This window comes from Pantoea sp. X-Soil-OKNW-713 (assembly GCF_059730685.1).
On the sequence record NZ_AP035995.1, the window covers coordinates 3,709,779 to 3,728,328 of the forward strand.

Genomic DNA, 18,550 nt, shown 5'->3' on the forward strand with positions numbered 1-18,550 from the left:
ATCGCGCCGCTACGGAATGTTCGATAGTTTGTAGCGGCACGATTTATCGCGCGACAGAGAGGGCTATGGTGCGGTAATCACCACCGCCACACGCCGGTTCTGCGCACGTCCCTGGGCGTTGTTATTGCTGGTTACCGGATATTTCTTTCCTAATCCGCGGGTTTCAATATTGCTGCGCGGCAGCGACGCCCCCTCAGCCCACTGCGTTGCCACCGCGTTGGCGCGCTTCAGTGACAGCTGTTCGTTGTAACTGTCGGTGCCGTAATTGTCGGTGTGACCATCAATACGCAAATGCTCAATACCGGTCGCGGCCAGGTTGGTCGCCATACGGTTAATGGTAGTTTTACTTTCTGGCGTCAGCTCTGACTCATTAATCCCGAACAGAATTTTGTCAGACATCCCCAGTCCCCAGCCTTCGGCATTCGGGCTGAATCCCTCCTGACGCATAGCCGCAATTTGCTCGTCCGTGAAGGTTCTTTTTGACTGACATCCGGCGCAAGCAATGATGCACAAGAGAAGGAACGCTTTAATTTTCATCCTGATACCTTTGTAATCCCTTTATTTTTGTACATGTGCATATCTGCACGTTCAAGAATCGAGGTCACAGAATCACCGTGTTGCGACCAGGCATAACCAATCGTCACGGACGTGGTGATATTGACGCCTGCCGAAATGGCGATCTTTTGCGTGATACTCGTTTCAATCGTGCTGGTGAGCTGCTGCAACTCCTCTTCACTGGTCATACTGGTGATCAAAATAGCAAACTCATCGCCTCCCAGACGCGCCACCAGGTCACGCTTCGTCACCAGGCCAGAGAGTCGGGAAGCGATGCTTTGCAGCACTTCATCGCCTGCGGCATGGCCCCAGGTGTCGTTAATGCTTTTGAAACGATCACCATCCAGAAACAACAGCACGAAATTTTCCTGCGCCAGTTGCTGATCCAGCAGTTGATTCAGTTTGCTGATAAATGCCGTCCGGTTTGCCAGCCCGGTCAATGGATCTTTCAGCGCTTTAGCCGCCAGTGACTTATTATCCCGCAGCAGTGAAGCTTTCAGGGTTTGCATCTCTGCCAGCAACGAGTTGAGGTCCTCGGAGAACACCTGAAACTCTTTGGTGGAACTGCCAGAAATACGTGGGGAAAAATCCCCGGAACGGATGACATAATGAATGGTGCTGGTGATATTTCTGAAGGAGGCAAGAATGCCACGATGCAAAAGCTCACTGACCAGAAACGAAACGATAAAAACGAAAATCATGCTACAGGACAGAATAATGACTGAGTATTCAATGAAATCCGCCACATTGGTTACGGTCCCCGACAGCGTCAGCGTCCCCACCACAGCATCTTCATGGGTTACATTCACCGTTAAAGGTTCGGCATAGATCCATTGGCGCAGCAGGCGCTGAAACCGGCTATCGTCATTGGTCGTATCCTGCCAGTCCACTAACACCGTTTGTTCCGACGAGATCAGTTTTGCCGCAGAGAACATCCCCTGCGAACCAAGCAGTACCACTTTTTTCTTCGCGTCATAGCTGTCTTCAAATACGGTGGCCGCAGTCAGGCTGGTACTTAACGTATTCGCGATAAGTTCGAGGTTTCTTTTCTCATAACTTTTAATAAACAACATGGAGGTGGAAAAAAGTAATAACCAGCACAGCAGTAAAATAACCGCAGCATTGATGGTACTGATTTTTCGTAACTTATTCCGTATAGATGATTTTTCTGTTTTTATATCTTCGAATTTCATCTTACTGACTTCCTTTGCGAGACAGTAACAACACTTCTGAATTTACTTTCACACCGCTCCGGGCCAGTGAATCGAGATTGACAGAAAACACCGTTTTATCCTGATGGAAAATAAGGCAAAAAGCCGCGCCAATGGTACATTCCGGGTTATTTTCAGCAATCGCCAGAACGGGTCTGCTGCTGATTTGCTCCAGCAACTGTGCCTGCTGCTGCGGGGACTGAGCGCCAAAATACACGGCATCACACTGCGCGGTTAACAGATCATTCTCGCTGACGAGATAACTCACCGTATAGCCATTGCCCGTCTGGGTTGACGGCAAAGAGAGATGCTGTGAAGAAGGCAGCACACAGAGTTTCGGCAGACGTTCCAGACCCGGCCAATGTGTAAAGCTGATAATCCCGCTGACAATGCGATTCGCCGCGTCGTCTTGTGCAGCGACGGCACGCGAGGGCATTAAAATAAACAGGAAGATACAAGGGAGAGAGATAATGAACATCCTGGTCAGGGTAATTACCGACATAAAGGAATGCATTCCACTCGGGATGCGGAGTTTTTCTGATTTTATTGGCATACATCCATCCCTGAAGGTTATGGGCAAAATTTTACCATCGTCGTCGAAATATGAATAGATCCCCACCACCTCCCCATGAGAAATAGCGCAGAACCCTGGCGAATTGTACCGGGCATTACAAAAAAACCATGATAATTATTGGACCTACCACCATGAGAAAACTTTATTAAAAAGCGGATCTAAATAAAAAAATAAATAATTATTTATCATGGAGTTGATAAAGAAAACCAGACCATTTTTAAACAAAAATGGGCCGAATAGCGAAGACGTCACCCAACTTTATCGGAATTTTCTGTCCTGCCTGCTGACGATCGCCTGAGCCAGGCGTCTACTTGTATCGCACGTTGCAGCGTAGAGAAAGCAGAGGCATCTCACCGCGGCCTGGAATCTTCTTATCACCGCATTCCACTATCTGATTTCAAAATATTTCAACAGCAACAAGAATACCGGGACTACATCTCAATGGAATGAAAAATCGTGAAGTTAAATCAATTAGCTATGGGGATCACCCTGGCACTTTCCCCGCTGCTGCTTACAGGTCATGCAAGCGCCAGCAGCTCTCCGTGGTGGGAAGAATTTAGCAGCAATGCCGGGTTTATTGAGGCGCTGCCGCATATTGGCACCAGCCTGGAAGAATTACGTCAGGATACGGAGAAAGGACTCCGAGATTCGTTCGATAGCCGCACACCTTTATTCTGGCTGAAACGAACGATGGAGATGTACCCTCCCGGGTTCCCGGATCGTTACAATATGCCGGTGGCCCACCATGAAACCAAAGATTGGATCAACGCACCTTATGCCACCATGGGTCGTGGTATTTTCTTTTTTACCCGAACCTTTGGTGAAGCCGGACAAAATATCACCGTGAGTGTTGGCAATATCCCTGCGGGCGCAAAGTGCTATGCGGCGACTGGGCGTGAGTTTGCGGATAAAGATGCCATGTATCTGGACCAACAACAATTAACCTCGCAAAGCGACAACACCTACACGTTTAAAAAATCCGGCGTTTTATTATTAGGCTGTGGTGATCCGGATAAACAACAAGTGAGCGAATTTGTTCCCTTTAAAATAAATGGCGGCAGCAACAGCCATTTATTTATTTTAGGGCAGAGTCGCCAAAGTGATTGGGCGGGAAGTAAAACGGTTGCAGGTAAATTTGGTTTTGCGCTCTTATATGACGGGCATGCAAACACGGTAGTTCCGAACCGAATCGCACAGCAAACCGATGAAATAGTTGGCAAAGTATTGGGTGACAACCTGCGTGTCGCGGCGCTGTACGAAAAGATCAATGGTATGGATGGTACAGAATATCTATTCACCTCCCCCATGGGTTCGATGTTCACGAATTACGATAACTGTTGCTTCGCGGATTATCGCAACGGTTATATCGGTGTCGGCTTCCATGCCAATCGCATGAATGATAAGAACGGCGATAACTGGGGAATCTGGCATGAAATTGGTCATGAGTACGAGCCGATTAAAGAGGCCTTTAGCACCTTCTCTGAAATCCAGGTTAACCGCTATTCCATTGAAGCCTGCCAAATGTTTAAGGGTCGCGAAGTTCCCCTGAACCAGTGCCATGTCGATATTTCTCCTGAAGAGGGTATCTGGGACAAGCAGGCAGTGGCTAACTTTATTGCTTCCGGCATGCATTATCCAGATTACAGCGCCATTAATAACCTCTGGAAGCAACTCAACTTCTTTTCACGTTTACGCTTCTCATATGGTGAAGATTTCTTCCCTCACGTTAACCAAAGGCGTTTGAAGGCAATTCAGCAGGCACCAGGCACTACCATCGCAGAAAAGACCGATTCCGTTATTGGTTCAAAACAAAAGGTCATCGACTTTAGTGTGGTGGCTTACAGCCAGGCTGCCGGGCAGGATTTACGCCAGTACTTCACGCAGTGGGGACTGAATTTCAGCGCCCAGGCTGGACAGAAAGTTGCTGATCTCAAACTACCACAACCAGGTGAAGAGCAAGGCGAGCAGCAGGCACCCCAGGTGAATCTGAGTCGGGACAACATCGTCGCTGTCGCAACTTACAACAATGGTTTTGGTTATAGCGTCACCGCCAGCAGCGACCAGAATGATGTCAGCTATCAATGGAAGCGCATTGATGGCGATGCGCGTATCTACACCAAAACCAACAACACCGCGACAGTGGAGGTGGTGATTCCTAAGAATGTGGCTAACGTCTCTACGCGTTTTGAAGTTACGGCGAGCAGTAAGCACGGAAGCGACAGAAAAACGCTGACCGTCTCCGCCATCGCGCCAGCAGTCGACGTTATCGGCCCGGTAAGTATGGATTCCACTTCACCGGTTCAACTGGAGGCGCAGGCTAACTTTGAACAAGCCAGTTATAACTGGTCACTGTTAAAAGGCAACCAGGTTGTTACCGCAGGAATTGACCAACATGGGCAGGTGAAATCCGGTCTGGAAGCCGGTAGCTACACCGTAAAAGTGACCGCAACCAGTGTCGCAGGTGCACGTACTGCCTCACAAAACCACACGATCAATGTGACAACGCCGGTACAGAATAGTGATCAGGCATTTGTCACCGCTGCGAAGCTGAAGATGATTGCCAATGACAGAGGTGAAAGCATGGTCTTTAGCGGCGGCGTCTCCGCTGACGTCACCTCAACCAGCACCCCGTCTTATCGCTGGACCTTACCCGCCGTTGCTCACGGTGGCACTAACGGCTGGGCTAACCAAAGTTTCACGGTGACCAAAACCACTCAGCCACAAACCCTGAAGGTTAAAGTGACCGTCACCGCAGGTAACCATAGTCGCGATTTGGAGGAGGAAATTACGGTTCCGGCTATTGCGAACGGAGGTAGCGATTACCCAGCCTGGGTGTATGGCACCCGTTATACGAAAGGTGATGTGGTGAAACATGACGGTAAGCTGTTTGAGTGTACCGTTGCCGGCTGGTGCAGCCAGACGGGCCAGTGGTCACAGATGCATTATGAGCCAGGTAAAGGAATCAGTTGGACTCAGGCATGGAAATACCATTAATCCTTGCTGATTCGTTGCCCTGAGCAAAAGGTTTGTTCTGGCCCCAAAAGCAAAAACCCAGCCATAAGGCTGGGTTTTCTGAATTTTGGTGCCCGAACCCGGAATCGAACCAGGGACACGGGGATTTTCAATCCCCTGCTCTACCGACTGAGCTATTCGGGCAACGGGGCGCATTAAACCCTAACCAGCCCGTACCGTCAAACGCTTTTCAGCGAAATGCAACTGACTGCCGTCTTTTGCAGCAACCAACGGACTAAGTGGTAAAAATTCATGTCCAGTCACGCTTTTTCGGTGAATTTTTAATCGATCGCGCCGATAACCGAACTGATACCATACCAATAAAATAAGGTTCACCATGTTTACCACTATCACATCAGGCATTCTGTCACGTTTGGCGTGGCAGCGGCGCAGCCATCCCTCAGCCACGCTTCACGCGTTGCATGATGCTATCGCCATCATCGAGTTCACACCGCAAGGACGTATCCTGACCGCCAATGACCTGTTTCTCAGTTGTATGGGATACACATTGGCGGAAATCGTCGGTCAACATCACAACATGTTCTGTACGGCCGATCTGATCCAGTCACCCCAATATGGTGATTTTTGGCGGCGGCTGAATCGCGGCGAAGCCTTCAGCGATAAGTTTCTGCGGGTGGCTAAAAACAGCCGTCCCATCTGGCTGGAAGCCAATTATGTGCCGGTGCAGGATCGCAGCGGTCGGGTGATTAAAATCATTAAGCTGGCGACGGATATTACTGAGCATATTGTTGATGCCCAGGAACAACGCGCCATGACCACGGCCATTGAGCGCTCTATGGCCGTCATTGCCTTTAACCTGAAAGGTGAAGTGCTGCAAGCCAATGCTAACTTCCTCAACACCATGCATTATCATGCCGATGAGATCGTGGGTCGCCATCACAGCCTGTTCTGCACGGAGGAGCTACGTAACAGCCCAGAATATCAGCAGTTCTGGCAGAAACTGAATCGAGGTGAGTTTATTTCCGGTCAGTTTCAGCGCGTGAACAAACAAGGCAGCATCGTCTGGCTGCGTGCCACCTATAACCCGGTATTTAGCGAACACGGTGAGCTGTATAAAGTGGTGAAGTTTGCCACTGACGTCACGGCACAGGTGGAGAAGAACCAACAGGAGCGCAAGGCGGCCCAGCAGGCCTATCAAACCGCCCAGCAAACCACGGAAAACACCCGACTTGGCGCAACGGTGATTGAGAGCAGCGTGCAAACCATGCATGACCTTGCCAGTGAGCTTCAGGATATTTCCGGCGATATCCATAACCTGAGCAATTCCTCCGACCGTATCGGCGCGATTGTGGAAAGTATTCGCAGTATCGCAAATCAAACCAATCTGTTGGCGCTTAACGCGGCAATTGAAGCTGCGCGCGCCGGTGAACACGGTCGCAGCTTTGCGGTGGTCGCCAACGAGGTGCGAACCCTGGCGGCCAACATTAACCGCGCCACCAGCGAAATTGAGAGCAAGGTGCAGCAGAACCACCAACTGGCGGATAAGGCGTTGAAAGGGATTGAATCCAACCTGAAGCGCGCCGATCAGGGCGTTGCGCTGGCCCAACAGGCTGGCGGCGTGATGACAGAAATCCGTGACAGTGCCGACGATGTCGTGCGTGCCATTAGCCACGTCACCAAGACGTTAAAAGGCGAGTAATCGGCACTACCCCGCTGACCTGGTGACACAGCGGGGTGGTTCCATTAATGAGCCGCAGGCGTGTTAGCGATATTCGCGGTCTCCAGCGGCACGGCTGGCGGCGGCAGAAAGATATGGTCGAGGATATTACGCATCACCGGCGCAGCGGTAATCCCTTCATTCCCGCCGTTTTCCAGAATCAACGCCACCGCCACTTTAGGATCGTTGAACGGCGCAAAGGCGGTGTAAAAAATATGGTCACGCAGGCGCGTCGGGATCATTTTCGCGTTGTAGACCTGGTTCTGCCGCAGGCTAAATACCTGTGATGTCCCGCTTTTTGCCGCTATGCCGTAAGGGGCGGTGTGGAAATATTTATAACCGGTGCCGTTAGGTGCATTCGCCATGCCAAACATGGCATGGCGTACCAGCGACCAGTAGGGTGATTTCGGGTCGCCAATTTGCGGTTGCGGATCTTTTGGCTCATATGCCTGCTGGGTGGTGCCAAGCTGCACTTTCCCTAACAGATGCGGATTAATCACCCGACCATTGTTAATTAACGCCACCAACGCTTTTACCATCTGAATCGGCGTCGCAATCCAGTAGCCTTGTCCAATCCCCACCGAGACGGTGTCGCCCTGATACCAGCCCTTCTTATGAACTTTCTGTTTCCATTCGCGGCTCGGCAGCAGTCCGGCGTACTCTTCATTGAGATCGATACCGGTCGGTTTACCGTAGCCAAACTGGCTGAGCATATGGTGGATGCGGTCAATCCCCATCATAAACGCCACCTGATAGAAGAAGGTGTCCGCCGACTCCTCAATCGCGCGCGTCACATCCAGCATGCCGTGACCGCTTTTTTTCCAGTCGCGGTATTTACGATCGGTCCCCGGCAGCGTCCAGGTCGGCGCGCCAAAGAAGGTGGTTTGCGGGGTGATGACACCAGTTAGCAGCGCCGACATCGCCATATAGGGTTTCACCGTTGAAGCAGGCGGGTAAAGGCCCTGGGTCACACGGTTAATCAACGGCAGGTTCTTATCCTGCAACAGGGTTTTATACGCCTGATAACTGATGCCTTTCACAAAGGGGTTCGGGTCATAGCTGGGGCTGGAAACCATTGCCAGCACGCTGCCATCATGCGGATCCTCAATCAGCACCGCCGCGCGTTGCCCCACCAGTTGGCTCTCGACATACTGTTGCAGATGCAGGTCGAGCGTCAGATAGATATTTTTCCCGGCAACCGGCGGCACTTCTTTCAGGACGCGCACGATGCGACCGTGGTTATCCACTTCGACTTCCTGATAACCGGTTTTGCCATGCAGAACCGATTCGTAATAGCCTTCAATGCCCTGCTTACCGATGTTATGGTCAGCGGCATAGTTTTCACCCACGCCCTCTTCGTTCAGGCGTTTGTAGTCGTTATCGTTGATTTTCGACACATAACCGACCACATGCGCCAGGTCAGCACCATAGGGATATTGGCGATCCTGGTAGGTATCGATACTCACGCCGGTAAAGCGGAATTGGTTGACTGCAAATCGCGCCACCTGCTCGTCAGTCAGTTCTTCTTTCAGCACCACCGGTTTGTAGCGGCTGTTTTGCTTGAGGTTTTTCCAGAAGGTGTCGATCTCTTCCGGGGTTAAATCGACAATCGGCGTCAGCGCTGCAATGGTCGCCTTCATATCATCGATTTTGTAAGGGGTCAGCAGGATGTCGTACCAGGTGACATTACGCACCAGCGGAATGCCGTTGCGATCGTAAATCAGCCCGCGCGTCGGCGCGATGGGGATCATTTTGATGTCGTTTTCGTTGGATCGCGTCGCGTAGTAGCTGTGCTCATCCACCTGCAAATGGTAGAGGTTAACACCGAGGATAGTGAAACAGATCACCACCAACGCAAAGGCCACGATCGCGCGGCGAACAAACAGTTTCTCTTCGGCTTCGAAATTACGGAAATTCATTGGGGGGCTTTATCTCATCGTTAGCCCGCTAATGATAGGGAGTTCTCGCGTCAGAGCCAGCAGGAAGATGCACAAGCCTGGGTAAAAGTGTGACAGATGGTTTCACCCCTCACCCTAACCCTCTCCCGCAAGCGGGAGAGGGAACCGATCGAGCGTGTTTCTATCTCCCGCAAACGGGAGAGGGAACTGATCGAGCATATTGCACGTCTCCCGCAAGCAGGAGAGGGAACGATCGAGCATATTGCACGTCTCCCGCTTGCGGGAGAGGGAACGATCGAGCATATTGCACGTCTCCCTCTCCCTCATGGGAGAGGGCCGGGGTGAGGGTAACCAAGCGCAGAGGAATTAATCCCCCAGCAGCACCGACTCCAGCGCGATCTTAATCATATCGTTGAAGGTAGTCTGACGCTCAGCCGCTGTGGTCTGCTCGTGGGTACGGATATGATCCGACACGGTACAGATCGCCAGCGCTTTGGCACCAAATTCTGCTGCCACGCCGTAGATACCCGCCGCTTCCATCTCCACACCGAGGATGCCGTACTTTTCCATGACGTCGAACATCTGCGGGTCCGGGGTGTAGAACAGGTCAGCGGAGAAGATGTTACCAACGCGCGCGTCAACACCCAGAGCTTTAGCCGCATCAACGGCGTTACGCACCATGTCGAAATCGGCAATCGCAGCAAAATCGTGGTCTTTGAAGCGCATACGGTTCACTTTGGAATCCGTGCTGGCACCCATACCAATGACGATATCGCGCAGTTTCACATCCGCACGCACCGCGCCGCAGGAACCTACACGGATAATCTTCTTCACACCAAACTCGGTGATCAGTTCTTTGGCGTAGATCGAGCAGGATGGGATACCCATACCGTGGCCCATCACCGAAATTTTGCGACCTTTGTATGTCCCGGTGTAGCCCAGCATGCCGCGTACGTTGTTCACTTCAACCGCATTTTCGAGGAAGGTTTCTGCAATGTGCTTCGCACGCAGCGGATCGCCCGGCATCAGAACCACGTCCGCGAAATCACCCATTTCTGCATTAATATGAGGCGTTGCCATCGTTATTTTCCTTATTAAAAATTGGTCGCTGTTTTACAGCATGCTTTTGCCGTAGTCCATGCTGGACAGGCCAAAATAGTGTGCGATTGTCTGGCCGATATCGGCAAAGGTATCACGATAACCCAGAGAGCCGGGTTTAACTTTCGGGCCGTAGATCAACACCGGAATATGCTCACGGGTATGTTCGGTACCGTGCCAGCTGGGGTCACAACCGTGGTCAGCGGTCAGGATCAGAATGTCATCCTCCTTCACCAGCTCCATCAGCTCAGGCAGGCGACGGTCAAACAGCTCCAGCCCGCCAGCATAACCGGCGATATCGCGACGATGGCCCCAGGTCGAGTCAAAATCGACGAAGTTGGTGAACACAATCGACTGATCCGGCGCTTTCTTCATTTGCGCGATCGTGGCGTCGAACAATTCATCCAGACCGGTGGCTTTCACTTTTTGCGTGATGCCCTGCTGCGCGTAGATATCCGCGATTTTGCCCACGGAAATCACTTCGCCGCCCTTCTCATCCACCAGCTTTTTCAGCATGGTCGGTGACGGTGGTTCAACCGCGAGATCGTGGCGGTTGCCGGTGCGCTGGAAGTGACCGGCCTTGTCGCCAACAAACGGGCGCGCAATCACACGGCCAATGTTGTAGCCACCTTCTGTCAGCTCCTCACGGGCGATTTCGCACAGCTGGTATAGCCGCTCCAGTCCAAACGTCTCTTCATGGCAGGCAATCTGGAATACCGAATCCGCCGAGGTGTAGAAAATCGGCTTGCCGGTTTTCATGTGCTCCTCGCCGAGTTGGTCAAGGATCACCGTCCCGGATGAGTGACAGTTGCCGAGGTAGCCTGGCAGATCGGCGCGTTGTACCAGTTTATCCAGCAGTTCCTGCGGGAAGCTGTTCTCCTTGTCGCTGAAGTAGCCCCAGTCGAACAGTACCGGCACACCGGCGATTTCCCAATGGCCTGACGGCGTATCTTTACCGGAGGAGAGTTCACTGGCGTAGGCATAGGCACCGATAATTTCTGCACGCGGATCCAACCCTGGCGGGAAACGCCCGGTGGAGAGTTCAGCGGCTTTACCCAACCCCAGCGCGGTGAGGTTTGGCAAGTGCAGCGGGCCTTCGCGGCCTTCATTGGCCTGGCCTGCAAAGCACGCTTCGGCGATATGGCCGAGCGTATCCGATCCTTCATCGCCGAACTTAGCGGCGTCTTTGCTGGAGCCGATCCCAAAGGAGTCGAGCACCATAATAAAAGCACGTTTCATGCAAGTCTCCTGCGCAACTGCGCGATGACAAGTCAAAAAAAAGCGATCAGATCAGTATACCCGAATGGCTTCGGCCTGGCACGCGGCGGCGGCAACTATTCGCTGATGCGGCGATAAACCACCGGCGTCTCAGGCGGTGCAATGTCGCTCAGGGTGATGGCTGCTTTGACCGCAGCGGCAGCCTGCTGCCATTGCGCTTCGGTTGCGGCGTGGATTACCGCCAGCGGGCGTTGTGCATCAGCCTGCGCCCCAAGGGTAATCATTTCGCTCAGACCGACGCTGTAATCAATGGTATCGCTGGCGCGTTGACGGCCACCGCCCAGTGCCACCACCGCCATGCCGAGGGCGCGGGTATCCATCGCGCTGACAATGCTCGGCTGGTCGGCATACACCGCTTTACTCAGCATGGCGGCAGGCAGGTAATGGTCCATACGCTGGATAAAGTCCGTCGGGCCTTGCTGCGCGGCTACCATACGGCCAAACACCTCTGCCGCCTGGCCGTTATCCAGCACCCGTTGCAACTGCTGCCGAGCCTCGGAGTCATTTGACGCCAGCTTGCCGGATATCAGCATTTCACTGCACAGCGCCAGCGTTACCTCCAGCAGGCGGGGATTACGCGCTTCGCCGGTAAGGAACTGCACCGCTTCGCGCACTTCCAGAGCGTTACCGGCGCTGGAAGCCAGCACCTGATTCATGTCGGTCAGCAGCGCGGTAGTTTTGCACCCTGCGCCATTGGCAACGCCGACAATCGCCCGTGCCAGATTTTCTGAGGCTTCAAAGGTTGGCATAAAGGCACCGCTGCCCACTTTGACATCCATCACCAACGCATCCAGCCCTTCCGCCAGCTTTTTCGCCAGGATCGAGGCGGTGATCAGCGGGATCGAATCAACGGTGGCGGTGATATCGCGTGTCGCGTAAAAACGTTTGTCAGCCGGTGCCAGCGAGTTGGTCTGCCCGATGATCGCCACCCCATTTTCTTTGATGATCTCGCGGAAACGATCATCGCTCGGGAAGATGTCAAAACCGGGGATCGCTTCCAGCTTATCCAGCGTGCCGCCGGTATGGCCAAGACCACGACCCGAGATCATCGGCACATAACCACCGCAGGCGGCGATCATCGGGCCAAGCATCAGCGAAGTCACATCACCCACGCCGCCGGTTGAATGTTTATCGACAATTGGCCCGTTGAGGTTCAGCGCCTGCCAGTTCAACACCGTGCCGGAATCACGCATCGCCATCGTCAGCGCCACGCGTTCGGCCAGCGACATATCGTGGAACCAGATGGTCATCGCCAGCGCGGCAATTTGTCCTTCTGATACGCTGTTATCACGCACACCGTTGATAAAGAAACGGATCTCCGCTTCGCTCAACTCACGACCATCGCGTTTTTTGCGAATAATTTCTTGTGGCAGGAACAAGGTTGCCTCCCCGGCTGAAAATCGCGCGATAAATCGCGCCGCTACGAAAACAATTAATACCCAGCTTTGCTGGCGGTGGTGGCATGGCCCAGCGTATTAAGCAGGCTCGCCAACAGGCTGGAAGCGCCAAAGCGGAAATGGCGCGCATCCGCCCAACCCGCACCAAGGATATCGTCGGCCAGTTGCAGATAGTGGGCCGCATCCTCTGCGCTGCGCACGCCACCTGCCGGTTTAAAACCGACCTGCTGCTGCACGCCTTTATCGCGGATCACGCTCAGCATGATAGCGGCGGTTTCCGGCGTGGCGTTGACCGGCACCTTACCGGTGGAGGTTTTGATAAAGTCGGCACCGGCATCGATAGCGATTTCGGAAGCCTCACGGATTAACGCCGCATCTTTCAGTTCACCGCTTTCGATAATGACTTTCAGCAATACACCGGATGCCGCACAAGCTTCTTTGCAGGCTTTCACCAGATCAAAACCGATCTGACGGTTGCCCGCCAGCAGCGCGCGATACGGGAACACCACGTCCACCTCATCGGCACCGTAAGCGATCGCCGCGCGGGTTTCCGCCAGTGCGATATCCAGATCATCATTGCCATGCGGGAAGTTGGTCACCGTGGCGATGCGGATTTCCGGTGTGCCCTGCTCACGCAGCGCTTTGCGCGCCACCGGGATAAAGCGCGGGTAGATACAGATAGCGGCGGTGTTACCGGCGGGTGATTTGGCCTGGCGGCACAGCGCGATCACTTTTTCGTCAGTATCGTCATCGTTCAGTGTGGTCAAATCCATCAGTTGCAGTGCGCGCTGCGCGGCTGCGGTGAAATCAGTCATGGTGCTCTCCAAAAAAGTCAGCCTGGGCGGAAGTCGCCCGCCAGGGAATGTGATAATTCTAACAATCTGAGCGACGAAATATTCGATCACTCATCACATGAAAAAAGAAAACTGTGCAAATAATACATTTATTAAGTGATAAACATCACAAAATATCGCCATTGCGCGCCCGACATGATCGGGAATGCAGATGTTATTATTATCACATTAATTGAGAAAGTTGTGTCGCCACCACCCTGTAAATGTAGCCAATTCAGAGCAGCACGCAGGGATCAGACCAGGCTCAGTCGGGGAGATAGAAGACGCGCAGGCTGTTTTGCCAAAGCGCATCAGCGATGATATCCGGCGGCTCACGGCGTAGCTGGCACAAGACATCAAACACCAGCCGTGCTCGCTCCGGGCGGTTGGGTTCGCCCTGATAACCGTTCAGCGGCATATCAGGCGCATCGGTTTCCAGTAACAGGGAATCCAGCGGCAATGCTGCGATGGTGTTACGCGTTTTACTGGCGCGTTCATAGGTAATGGTGCCACCGACGCCGATCGCATAGCCAAGTTGAATAAAACGCTGTGCCTGTTGCAGGCTACCGGCAAAACCGTGCACCACACCACGGCGCGGCAGATCGTGACGGCGCAAATGCAGCGCCAGCTGATCGTGGGTACGACGTGAATGGAGGATCACCGGCAGATCGAAACGTTTGGCCAGCTTCAACTGCCCATCCAACAGCCGGGTTTGTTTGTCGAACTGGGGATCGTCCATATACAGATCGAGTCCGATCTCCCCCAATGCCACGCGTTTTACGTCCGGGGTGTGCAGACAATCCGTCAGTTGATCGAGGTGCGTATCCTGATGCACGGCGATCTGAATCGGATGCAGCCCCAGCGCGGCATATAACGCGGCATGTTGTTGTGCCAACTGGCTGACCAGCGCAAAGCGACTGGCATCGACGCTGGGTACAATAATACGTTCAACCCCTGTCTGCGCAGCACGCACAATGCTCGCTTCCGCCGCATCAACAAACGGCGGGAAGTCAAAATGACAGTGGGTATCGATAAATCTCATGCCAGCGAACCTGCATCATAATCAGCATCGTTACCGGCCACGTCAGGCGTGTTGACCTCGCGGTTATCCGGCGCATTCGCCACCGCAGCAGGTGGCGTAACGACAGTATGCCGCACAAATGGCTCAGCATCACTCAGCCACTGACCGAGCGTGGCCAGGAAATAGCGGCCGCAGCGCCGCCCCAGATGGTAATCCTGATTCAACGAGGCGATGCGACTGCCCAGCGCGTTACTGGCTAAGGGTTTGGGTGGGAAGATCTCGATAATGCGCAAATCCCCCGGCGGCTGATCGATAAATTGTTGAATATCATGATAACTTTCTTCGTGCTGATGCAAGATGTTGATCATTGGCTGCAAAGCGCTGTCGCTCAGCCAGCGTTCCATGCGCTTGATCCATTTCGGTGTGTACGACATCTGCGACGGAACGGTGCGAATCACCACAACGGTATCGGCACCCCGCCGGGCCGCCTCACGCACCGGAATGGCATCGCTGATACCGCCATCCAGATAACTGATGCCATCCATCTCCACGCCGCTGCGATAGAACCCCGGAATGGCGCTGGAGGCTCTGATGATATCGAGCCAGGTATTGCGGGTTGGGCTGAAGTAATGCGCGCTGTAATCATCGCTGCGGCAGGCGCACATATAAAACTCACTGCCTTTGGCAAACAGCCCCTCCGCCGTGCTCATCGCCAACGGCAGCTCCTGACTGGTGATATCTACCAGCCAGTCCAGATCGATCAGATTTCCGCCACGCACAAAACGCACCGGATCAAAGAAGAGTTTGCTGGTGGTGTAACGGGTGATCACGCGCCGCGCATAACCCGGTTGGGCGCAGACATACGCTGAGAGATTTTGTGCGCCTGCGGAGGTGCCAAGCATCAGATCAAAAGGATTGAAGCCTGCGCGCTGAAACTCATCCAGCACTCCGGCGGTAAAAATGCCGCGTTGACCGCCACCTTCGCACACCAGCGCAATTTTGTTTGATTTGAAGGGCGTGAGCGCTAAGGGTTCGATGGTTCCCAGCGTCACAGGGATGCGTATACCCAAGATGTGTCCCTCAGCGGTTCTTTCTCTGAGGGGTGCTAAAGCGCAGAATCGCCACCGCCCGCAACCCGGAGAACCAGTCATTATTATGCCCTGACTGGTCTCCGCTTCAGGCTACTGCCGGGTGAGCGAACTATGACTCAGAGTCAGGGTCGTTTACGCCCGGTAAACAGGCTGATGAGGAACAGAATAATACCGACAATAAAGACAATTTTAGCCGCCCATGCTGCCGTACCCGCCAGACCGCCAAATCCTAATGCTGCAGCAATCAGTGCGATCACCAGAAAGATAATGCCCCAACGAAACATAAGCCTCTCCTTACCATCGTGAAAATCGAACTGCTTAGTTCATCCCAATGTGGGTGTGCAGAAAGATGTTGTTATTACGCTGCGGCGGATACGAAAAGCCGCAGCGCCCAGGGTTAAGATTTAATCGTCAGGTCATTCTTGACACTTTTCACGCCTTCAATGGCTTTGGCGATTTGCTCAGCGCGGTCCGACTGCGCCTTGTTGGCGACCGTACCGGACAACTGCACCACGCCATCCGTGGTTTCCACCTTCACGTTGCGTGATGGCACGATGTCATCCGCTAAAAGTTTAGCTTTGATTTCACTGGTGGTTGCCGCATCCCCGGCATAACCTTTCAGTGAAGTGGTTTTGCTGTCTTTAACGTGCAGTTTGTCACTGACGGATTTCACCCCTTCAACTTTCTGCACCACGGCCACGGCTTTTTCCGCCTGGTCCTGAGAGGTGACAAAACCGCTCAAGGTCACCACGCCCTGATGCGTGTTTACTGAGATATCCGTGCTTTTTATCGCTTCATCATCCACCAGCGCCGCTTTCGCTTTGGCGGTGATACCGCTGTCATCCATATACCCACCGACTTTTTTCATAGAGCTATCGATTTTTGCCCCGGCACTGTCGGCGGTCGCCTGCGCTTTTTGCGTCAGGGATTCATCGGCCAGTGCAGCGCCACTCATCAGGGCCGAACCCGCCAGCGCGGCAATCAGGGTTTTGGCAATCTTAGTCTTAATCATCGATATCATCCTTCTATCCGTTTACGCATCCGCAACCGCGAATGAGCCAGCAACAAACGGCGTTGCTGCGATAATAGACGCAATGAAACCTGAAGTTTCTTTTCTCGTCCGACAGAATGATCATAGACGGGACTGAGGGTTTTGCCGGTTTTTGTGGTTGATATCTCGCCAAAAAGCGAAAAAAACAGCGTTTTTAAGAGGAGTCTGGAAGGGAAAAACAGGGCCAGTGGAAACCACAGGCCCTGGAGAAAACGGCGATTAATGCTCGCGCGTTTTGCGGAAAGTCACGTCAGGATAACGTTCCTGGGTGATATTCAGATTCACCATGGTCGGGGCAATATAGGTCAGGTTATCACCGCCATCCAGCGCAAGGTTGATCTCGTTTTTACGTTGAAATTCATCGAATTTCTTCACGTCAGCGCATTCAACCCAACGCGCGGTTGCCACGTTGACCGATTCGTAAATTGCTTCAACGTTGTATTCGCTTTTCAGGCGCGCGACCACCACGTCAAACTGCAACACACCCACCGCACCAACGATCAAATCGTTGTTATGCACCGGACGGAATACCTGTACCGCACCCTCTTCCGACAGCTGCACCAGACCCTTCAGCAATTGTTTCTGCTTCAGCGGATCGCGCAGGCGAATACGACGGAACAGCTCAGGGGCGAAGTTCGGAATACCGGTGAACTTCATGTTCTCACCCTGGGTAAAGGTGTCGCCAATCTGGATGGTGCCGTGGTTGTGCAGACCGATGATATCGCCCGGATAGGCTTCTTCCACATGTGAACGGTCACCGGCCATAAAGGTCAGCGCGTCAGAGATCACCACATCTTTGCCGATGCGAACCTGACGCAGCTTCATGCCCTTCTCATATTTACCGGATACCACGCGCATAAAAGCCACGCGGTCGCGGTGTTTCGGGTCCATGTTGGCCTGAATCTTGAACACGAAGCCGCTGAACTTCTCTTCTTTAGCTTCCACGGTACGGGTGTCGCTCTGACGCGGCATCGGTGCCGGTGCCCAGGAAACCAGGCCATCCAGCATATGGTCAACACCAAAGTTACCCAGCGCGGTGCCGAAAAACACCGGGGTGATTTCGCCGCTCAGGAACAACTCTTCATCAAATTCGTTGGATGCACCCTGCACCAGCTCCAGCTCATCGCGCAGCTGCTGCGCCAGATCTTCACCGACGGCTTTGTCGAGATCCGGGTTGTTCAGCCCTTTAACGATACGCACTTCCTGAATGGTGTGCCCCTGACCAGTCTGGTACAGGTAGGTTTCATCGTTGTAGAGGTGATACACGCCTTTAAACAGTTTGCCGCAGCCGATCGGCCAGGTAATAGGCGCACAGGCGATCTTCAGCTCGTTCTCGACTTCATCCAGCAGCTCCATCGGGTCGCGGATATCACGGTCAAGTTTGTTCATAAAGGTGATGATCGGCGTATCACGCAGACGGGTCACTTCCATCAGCTTACGGGTACGATCTTCAACACCTTTGGCGGCATCGATCACCATCAGGCAGCAGTCCACCGCCGTCAGCGTACGGTAGGTATCTTCCGAGAAGTCTTCGTGCCCGGGGGTATCCAGCAGGTTCACCAGGCTGTCACGATAGGGGAACTGCATCACCGAGGTGGTGATGGAGATACCACGCTGCTTCTCCATCTCCATCCAGTCGGATTTGGCGTGTTGGTTTGATCCACGGCCTTTTACCGTACCGGCGGTCTGGATAGCCTGTCCGAACAGCAGAACTTTCTCGGTGATAGTGGTTTTACCGGCGTCCGGGTGCGAAATGATCGCGAAGGTACGGCGGCGCGCCACCTCTTGTAAAAAGGGAGCATTAGACATCAGTGAAATCTTCTCAAAGGGCAACGCACGAGCCGCGCGCTGCG

General features: G+C 53.3%; 15 protein-coding genes and 1 tRNA gene. 2 read left to right on the plus strand and 14 right to left on the minus strand.

Going from position 1 to position 18,550, the window contains the following annotated elements:
* Positions 1–63: 63 nt before the first annotated feature.
* The 3 genes from yfiB to yfiR are packed head-to-tail and all read right to left on the minus strand — an operon-like array spanning position 64 to position 2,319.
* Entirely contained in the window at positions 64–537 is a 474-nt protein-coding gene (yfiB, locus tag AC6I8R_RS17290) for an outer membrane lipoprotein YfiB (RefSeq protein ID WP_036625454.1), read from the minus strand.
* A complete protein-coding gene (dgcN, locus tag AC6I8R_RS17295) occupies positions 534–1,748 on the minus strand; it encodes a diguanylate cyclase DgcN/YfiN (RefSeq protein ID WP_415174829.1) in 1,215 nt (404 codons plus the stop codon). The genes yfiB and dgcN overlap by 4 nt, the downstream gene beginning before the upstream one ends.
* Position 1,749: 1 nt before the next feature.
* Entirely contained in the window at positions 1,750–2,319 is a 570-nt protein-coding gene (gene yfiR / locus AC6I8R_RS17300; RefSeq protein WP_497832620.1) for a regulatory sequestration protein YfiR, read from the minus strand.
* A gap of 477 nt (positions 2,320–2,796) precedes the next feature.
* Here yfiR and AC6I8R_RS17305 point away from each other — a divergent pair, with 477 nt between their 5' ends.
* The gene (locus AC6I8R_RS17305) at positions 2,797–5,334 is read left to right on the plus strand and encodes a M60 family metallopeptidase (protein ID WP_497832621.1); all 2,538 of its coding nucleotides are present in this window, start codon (positions 2,797–2,799) and stop codon (positions 5,332–5,334) included.
* A gap of 86 nt (positions 5,335–5,420) precedes the next feature.
* On the opposite strand, the gene AC6I8R_RS17310 is transcribed toward AC6I8R_RS17305, so the two are convergent.
* Positions 5,421–5,496 (minus strand) — tRNA-Phe (locus tag AC6I8R_RS17310).
* Between the two features lie 193 nt (positions 5,497–5,689).
* Here AC6I8R_RS17310 and AC6I8R_RS17315 point away from each other — a divergent pair.
* Complete coding sequence (locus AC6I8R_RS17315; protein ID WP_497832622.1) at positions 5,690–7,012, plus strand: methyl-accepting chemotaxis protein; 1,323 nt, start codon at positions 5,690–5,692, stop codon at positions 7,010–7,012.
* A gap of 44 nt (positions 7,013–7,056) precedes the next feature.
* On the opposite strand, the gene mrdA is transcribed toward AC6I8R_RS17315, so the two are convergent.
* The 10 genes from mrdA to prfC all read right to left on the minus strand — a co-directional run bounded on the left by mrdA (position 7,057) and on the right by prfC (position 18,506).
* Entirely contained in the window at positions 7,057–8,949 is a 1,893-nt protein-coding gene (gene mrdA, locus AC6I8R_RS17320; protein ID WP_497832623.1) for a penicillin-binding protein 2, read from the minus strand.
* A 345-nt stretch (positions 8,950–9,294) separates the two neighbouring features.
* Complete coding sequence (gene deoD / locus AC6I8R_RS17325; protein ID WP_013510469.1) at positions 9,295–10,008, minus strand: purine-nucleoside phosphorylase; 714 nt, start codon at positions 10,006–10,008, stop codon at positions 9,295–9,297.
* A 33-nt stretch (positions 10,009–10,041) separates the two neighbouring features.
* Positions 10,042–11,265: a phosphopentomutase gene (deoB, locus tag AC6I8R_RS17330; RefSeq protein ID WP_497832624.1), complete on the minus strand. Its 1,224-nt coding sequence runs from the start codon at positions 11,263–11,265 to the stop codon at positions 10,042–10,044.
* 95 nt (positions 11,266–11,360) lie between these two features.
* A complete protein-coding gene (deoA, locus tag AC6I8R_RS17335) occupies positions 11,361–12,683 on the minus strand; it encodes a thymidine phosphorylase (RefSeq protein ID WP_497832625.1) in 1,323 nt (440 codons plus the stop codon).
* Positions 12,684–12,736: 53 nt separating this feature from the next.
* Entirely contained in the window at positions 12,737–13,516 is a 780-nt protein-coding gene (gene deoC / locus AC6I8R_RS17340) for a deoxyribose-phosphate aldolase (protein WP_415173206.1), read from the minus strand.
* Positions 13,517–13,799: 283 nt separating this feature from the next.
* Entirely contained in the window at positions 13,800–14,576 is a 777-nt protein-coding gene (locus AC6I8R_RS17345) for a TatD family hydrolase (RefSeq protein WP_497832626.1), read from the minus strand.
* On the minus strand, positions 14,573–15,625 hold the full coding sequence (locus AC6I8R_RS17350) for a patatin-like phospholipase family protein (protein WP_036625486.1): 1,053 nt from the start codon (positions 15,623–15,625) through the stop codon (positions 14,573–14,575). The genes AC6I8R_RS17345 and AC6I8R_RS17350 overlap by 4 nt, the downstream gene beginning before the upstream one ends.
* Positions 15,626–15,768: 143 nt before the next feature.
* On the minus strand, positions 15,769–15,930 hold the full coding sequence (locus AC6I8R_RS17355; protein ID WP_013510475.1) for a DUF1328 domain-containing protein: 162 nt from the start codon (positions 15,928–15,930) through the stop codon (positions 15,769–15,771).
* 113 nt (positions 15,931–16,043) lie between these two features.
* Complete coding sequence (gene osmY, locus AC6I8R_RS17360; RefSeq protein WP_021183407.1) at positions 16,044–16,658, minus strand: molecular chaperone OsmY; 615 nt, start codon at positions 16,656–16,658, stop codon at positions 16,044–16,046.
* Positions 16,659–16,916: 258 nt separating this feature from the next.
* Positions 16,917–18,506, minus strand: a complete 1,590-nt coding sequence (prfC, locus tag AC6I8R_RS17365; RefSeq protein ID WP_013510477.1) for a peptide chain release factor 3 — start codon at positions 18,504–18,506, stop codon at positions 16,917–16,919.
* Between the last annotated feature and the right edge of the window lie 44 nt (positions 18,507–18,550).

Bases quoted from the DNA above. Each gene is read 5' to 3' on its own strand.
- prfC (WP_013510477.1), bottom strand. From the start codon at position 18,506: ATGTCTAATGCTCCCTTTTTACAAGAGGTGGCGCGCCGCCGTACCTTC.
- osmY (WP_021183407.1), bottom strand. From the start codon at position 16,658: ATGATTAAGACTAAGATTGCCAAAACCCTGATTGCCGCGCTGGCGGGT.
- AC6I8R_RS17345 (WP_497832626.1), bottom strand. From the start codon at position 14,576: ATGAGATTTATCGATACCCACTGTCATTTTGACTTCCCGCCGTTTGTT.
- mrdA (WP_497832623.1), bottom strand. From the start codon at position 8,949: ATGAATTTCCGTAATTTCGAAGCCGAAGAGAAACTGTTTGTTCGCCGC.
- dgcN (WP_415174829.1), bottom strand. From the start codon at position 1,748: ATGAAATTCGAAGATATAAAAACAGAAAAATCATCTATACGGAATAAG.
- deoD (WP_013510469.1), bottom strand. From the start codon at position 10,008: ATGGCAACGCCTCATATTAATGCAGAAATGGGTGATTTCGCGGACGTG.
- yfiB (WP_036625454.1), bottom strand. From the start codon at position 537: ATGAAAATTAAAGCGTTCCTTCTCTTGTGCATCATTGCTTGCGCCGGA.
- deoC (WP_415173206.1), bottom strand. From the start codon at position 13,516: ATGACTGATTTCACCGCAGCCGCGCAGCGCGCACTGCAACTGATGGAT.
- AC6I8R_RS17315 (WP_497832622.1), top strand. From the start codon at position 5,690: ATGTTTACCACTATCACATCAGGCATTCTGTCACGTTTGGCGTGGCAG.
- deoB (WP_497832624.1), bottom strand. From the start codon at position 11,265: ATGAAACGTGCTTTTATTATGGTGCTCGACTCCTTTGGGATCGGCTCC.
- yfiR (WP_497832620.1), bottom strand. From the start codon at position 2,319: ATGCCAATAAAATCAGAAAAACTCCGCATCCCGAGTGGAATGCATTCC.
- AC6I8R_RS17355 (WP_013510475.1), bottom strand. From the start codon at position 15,930: ATGTTTCGTTGGGGCATTATCTTTCTGGTGATCGCACTGATTGCTGCA.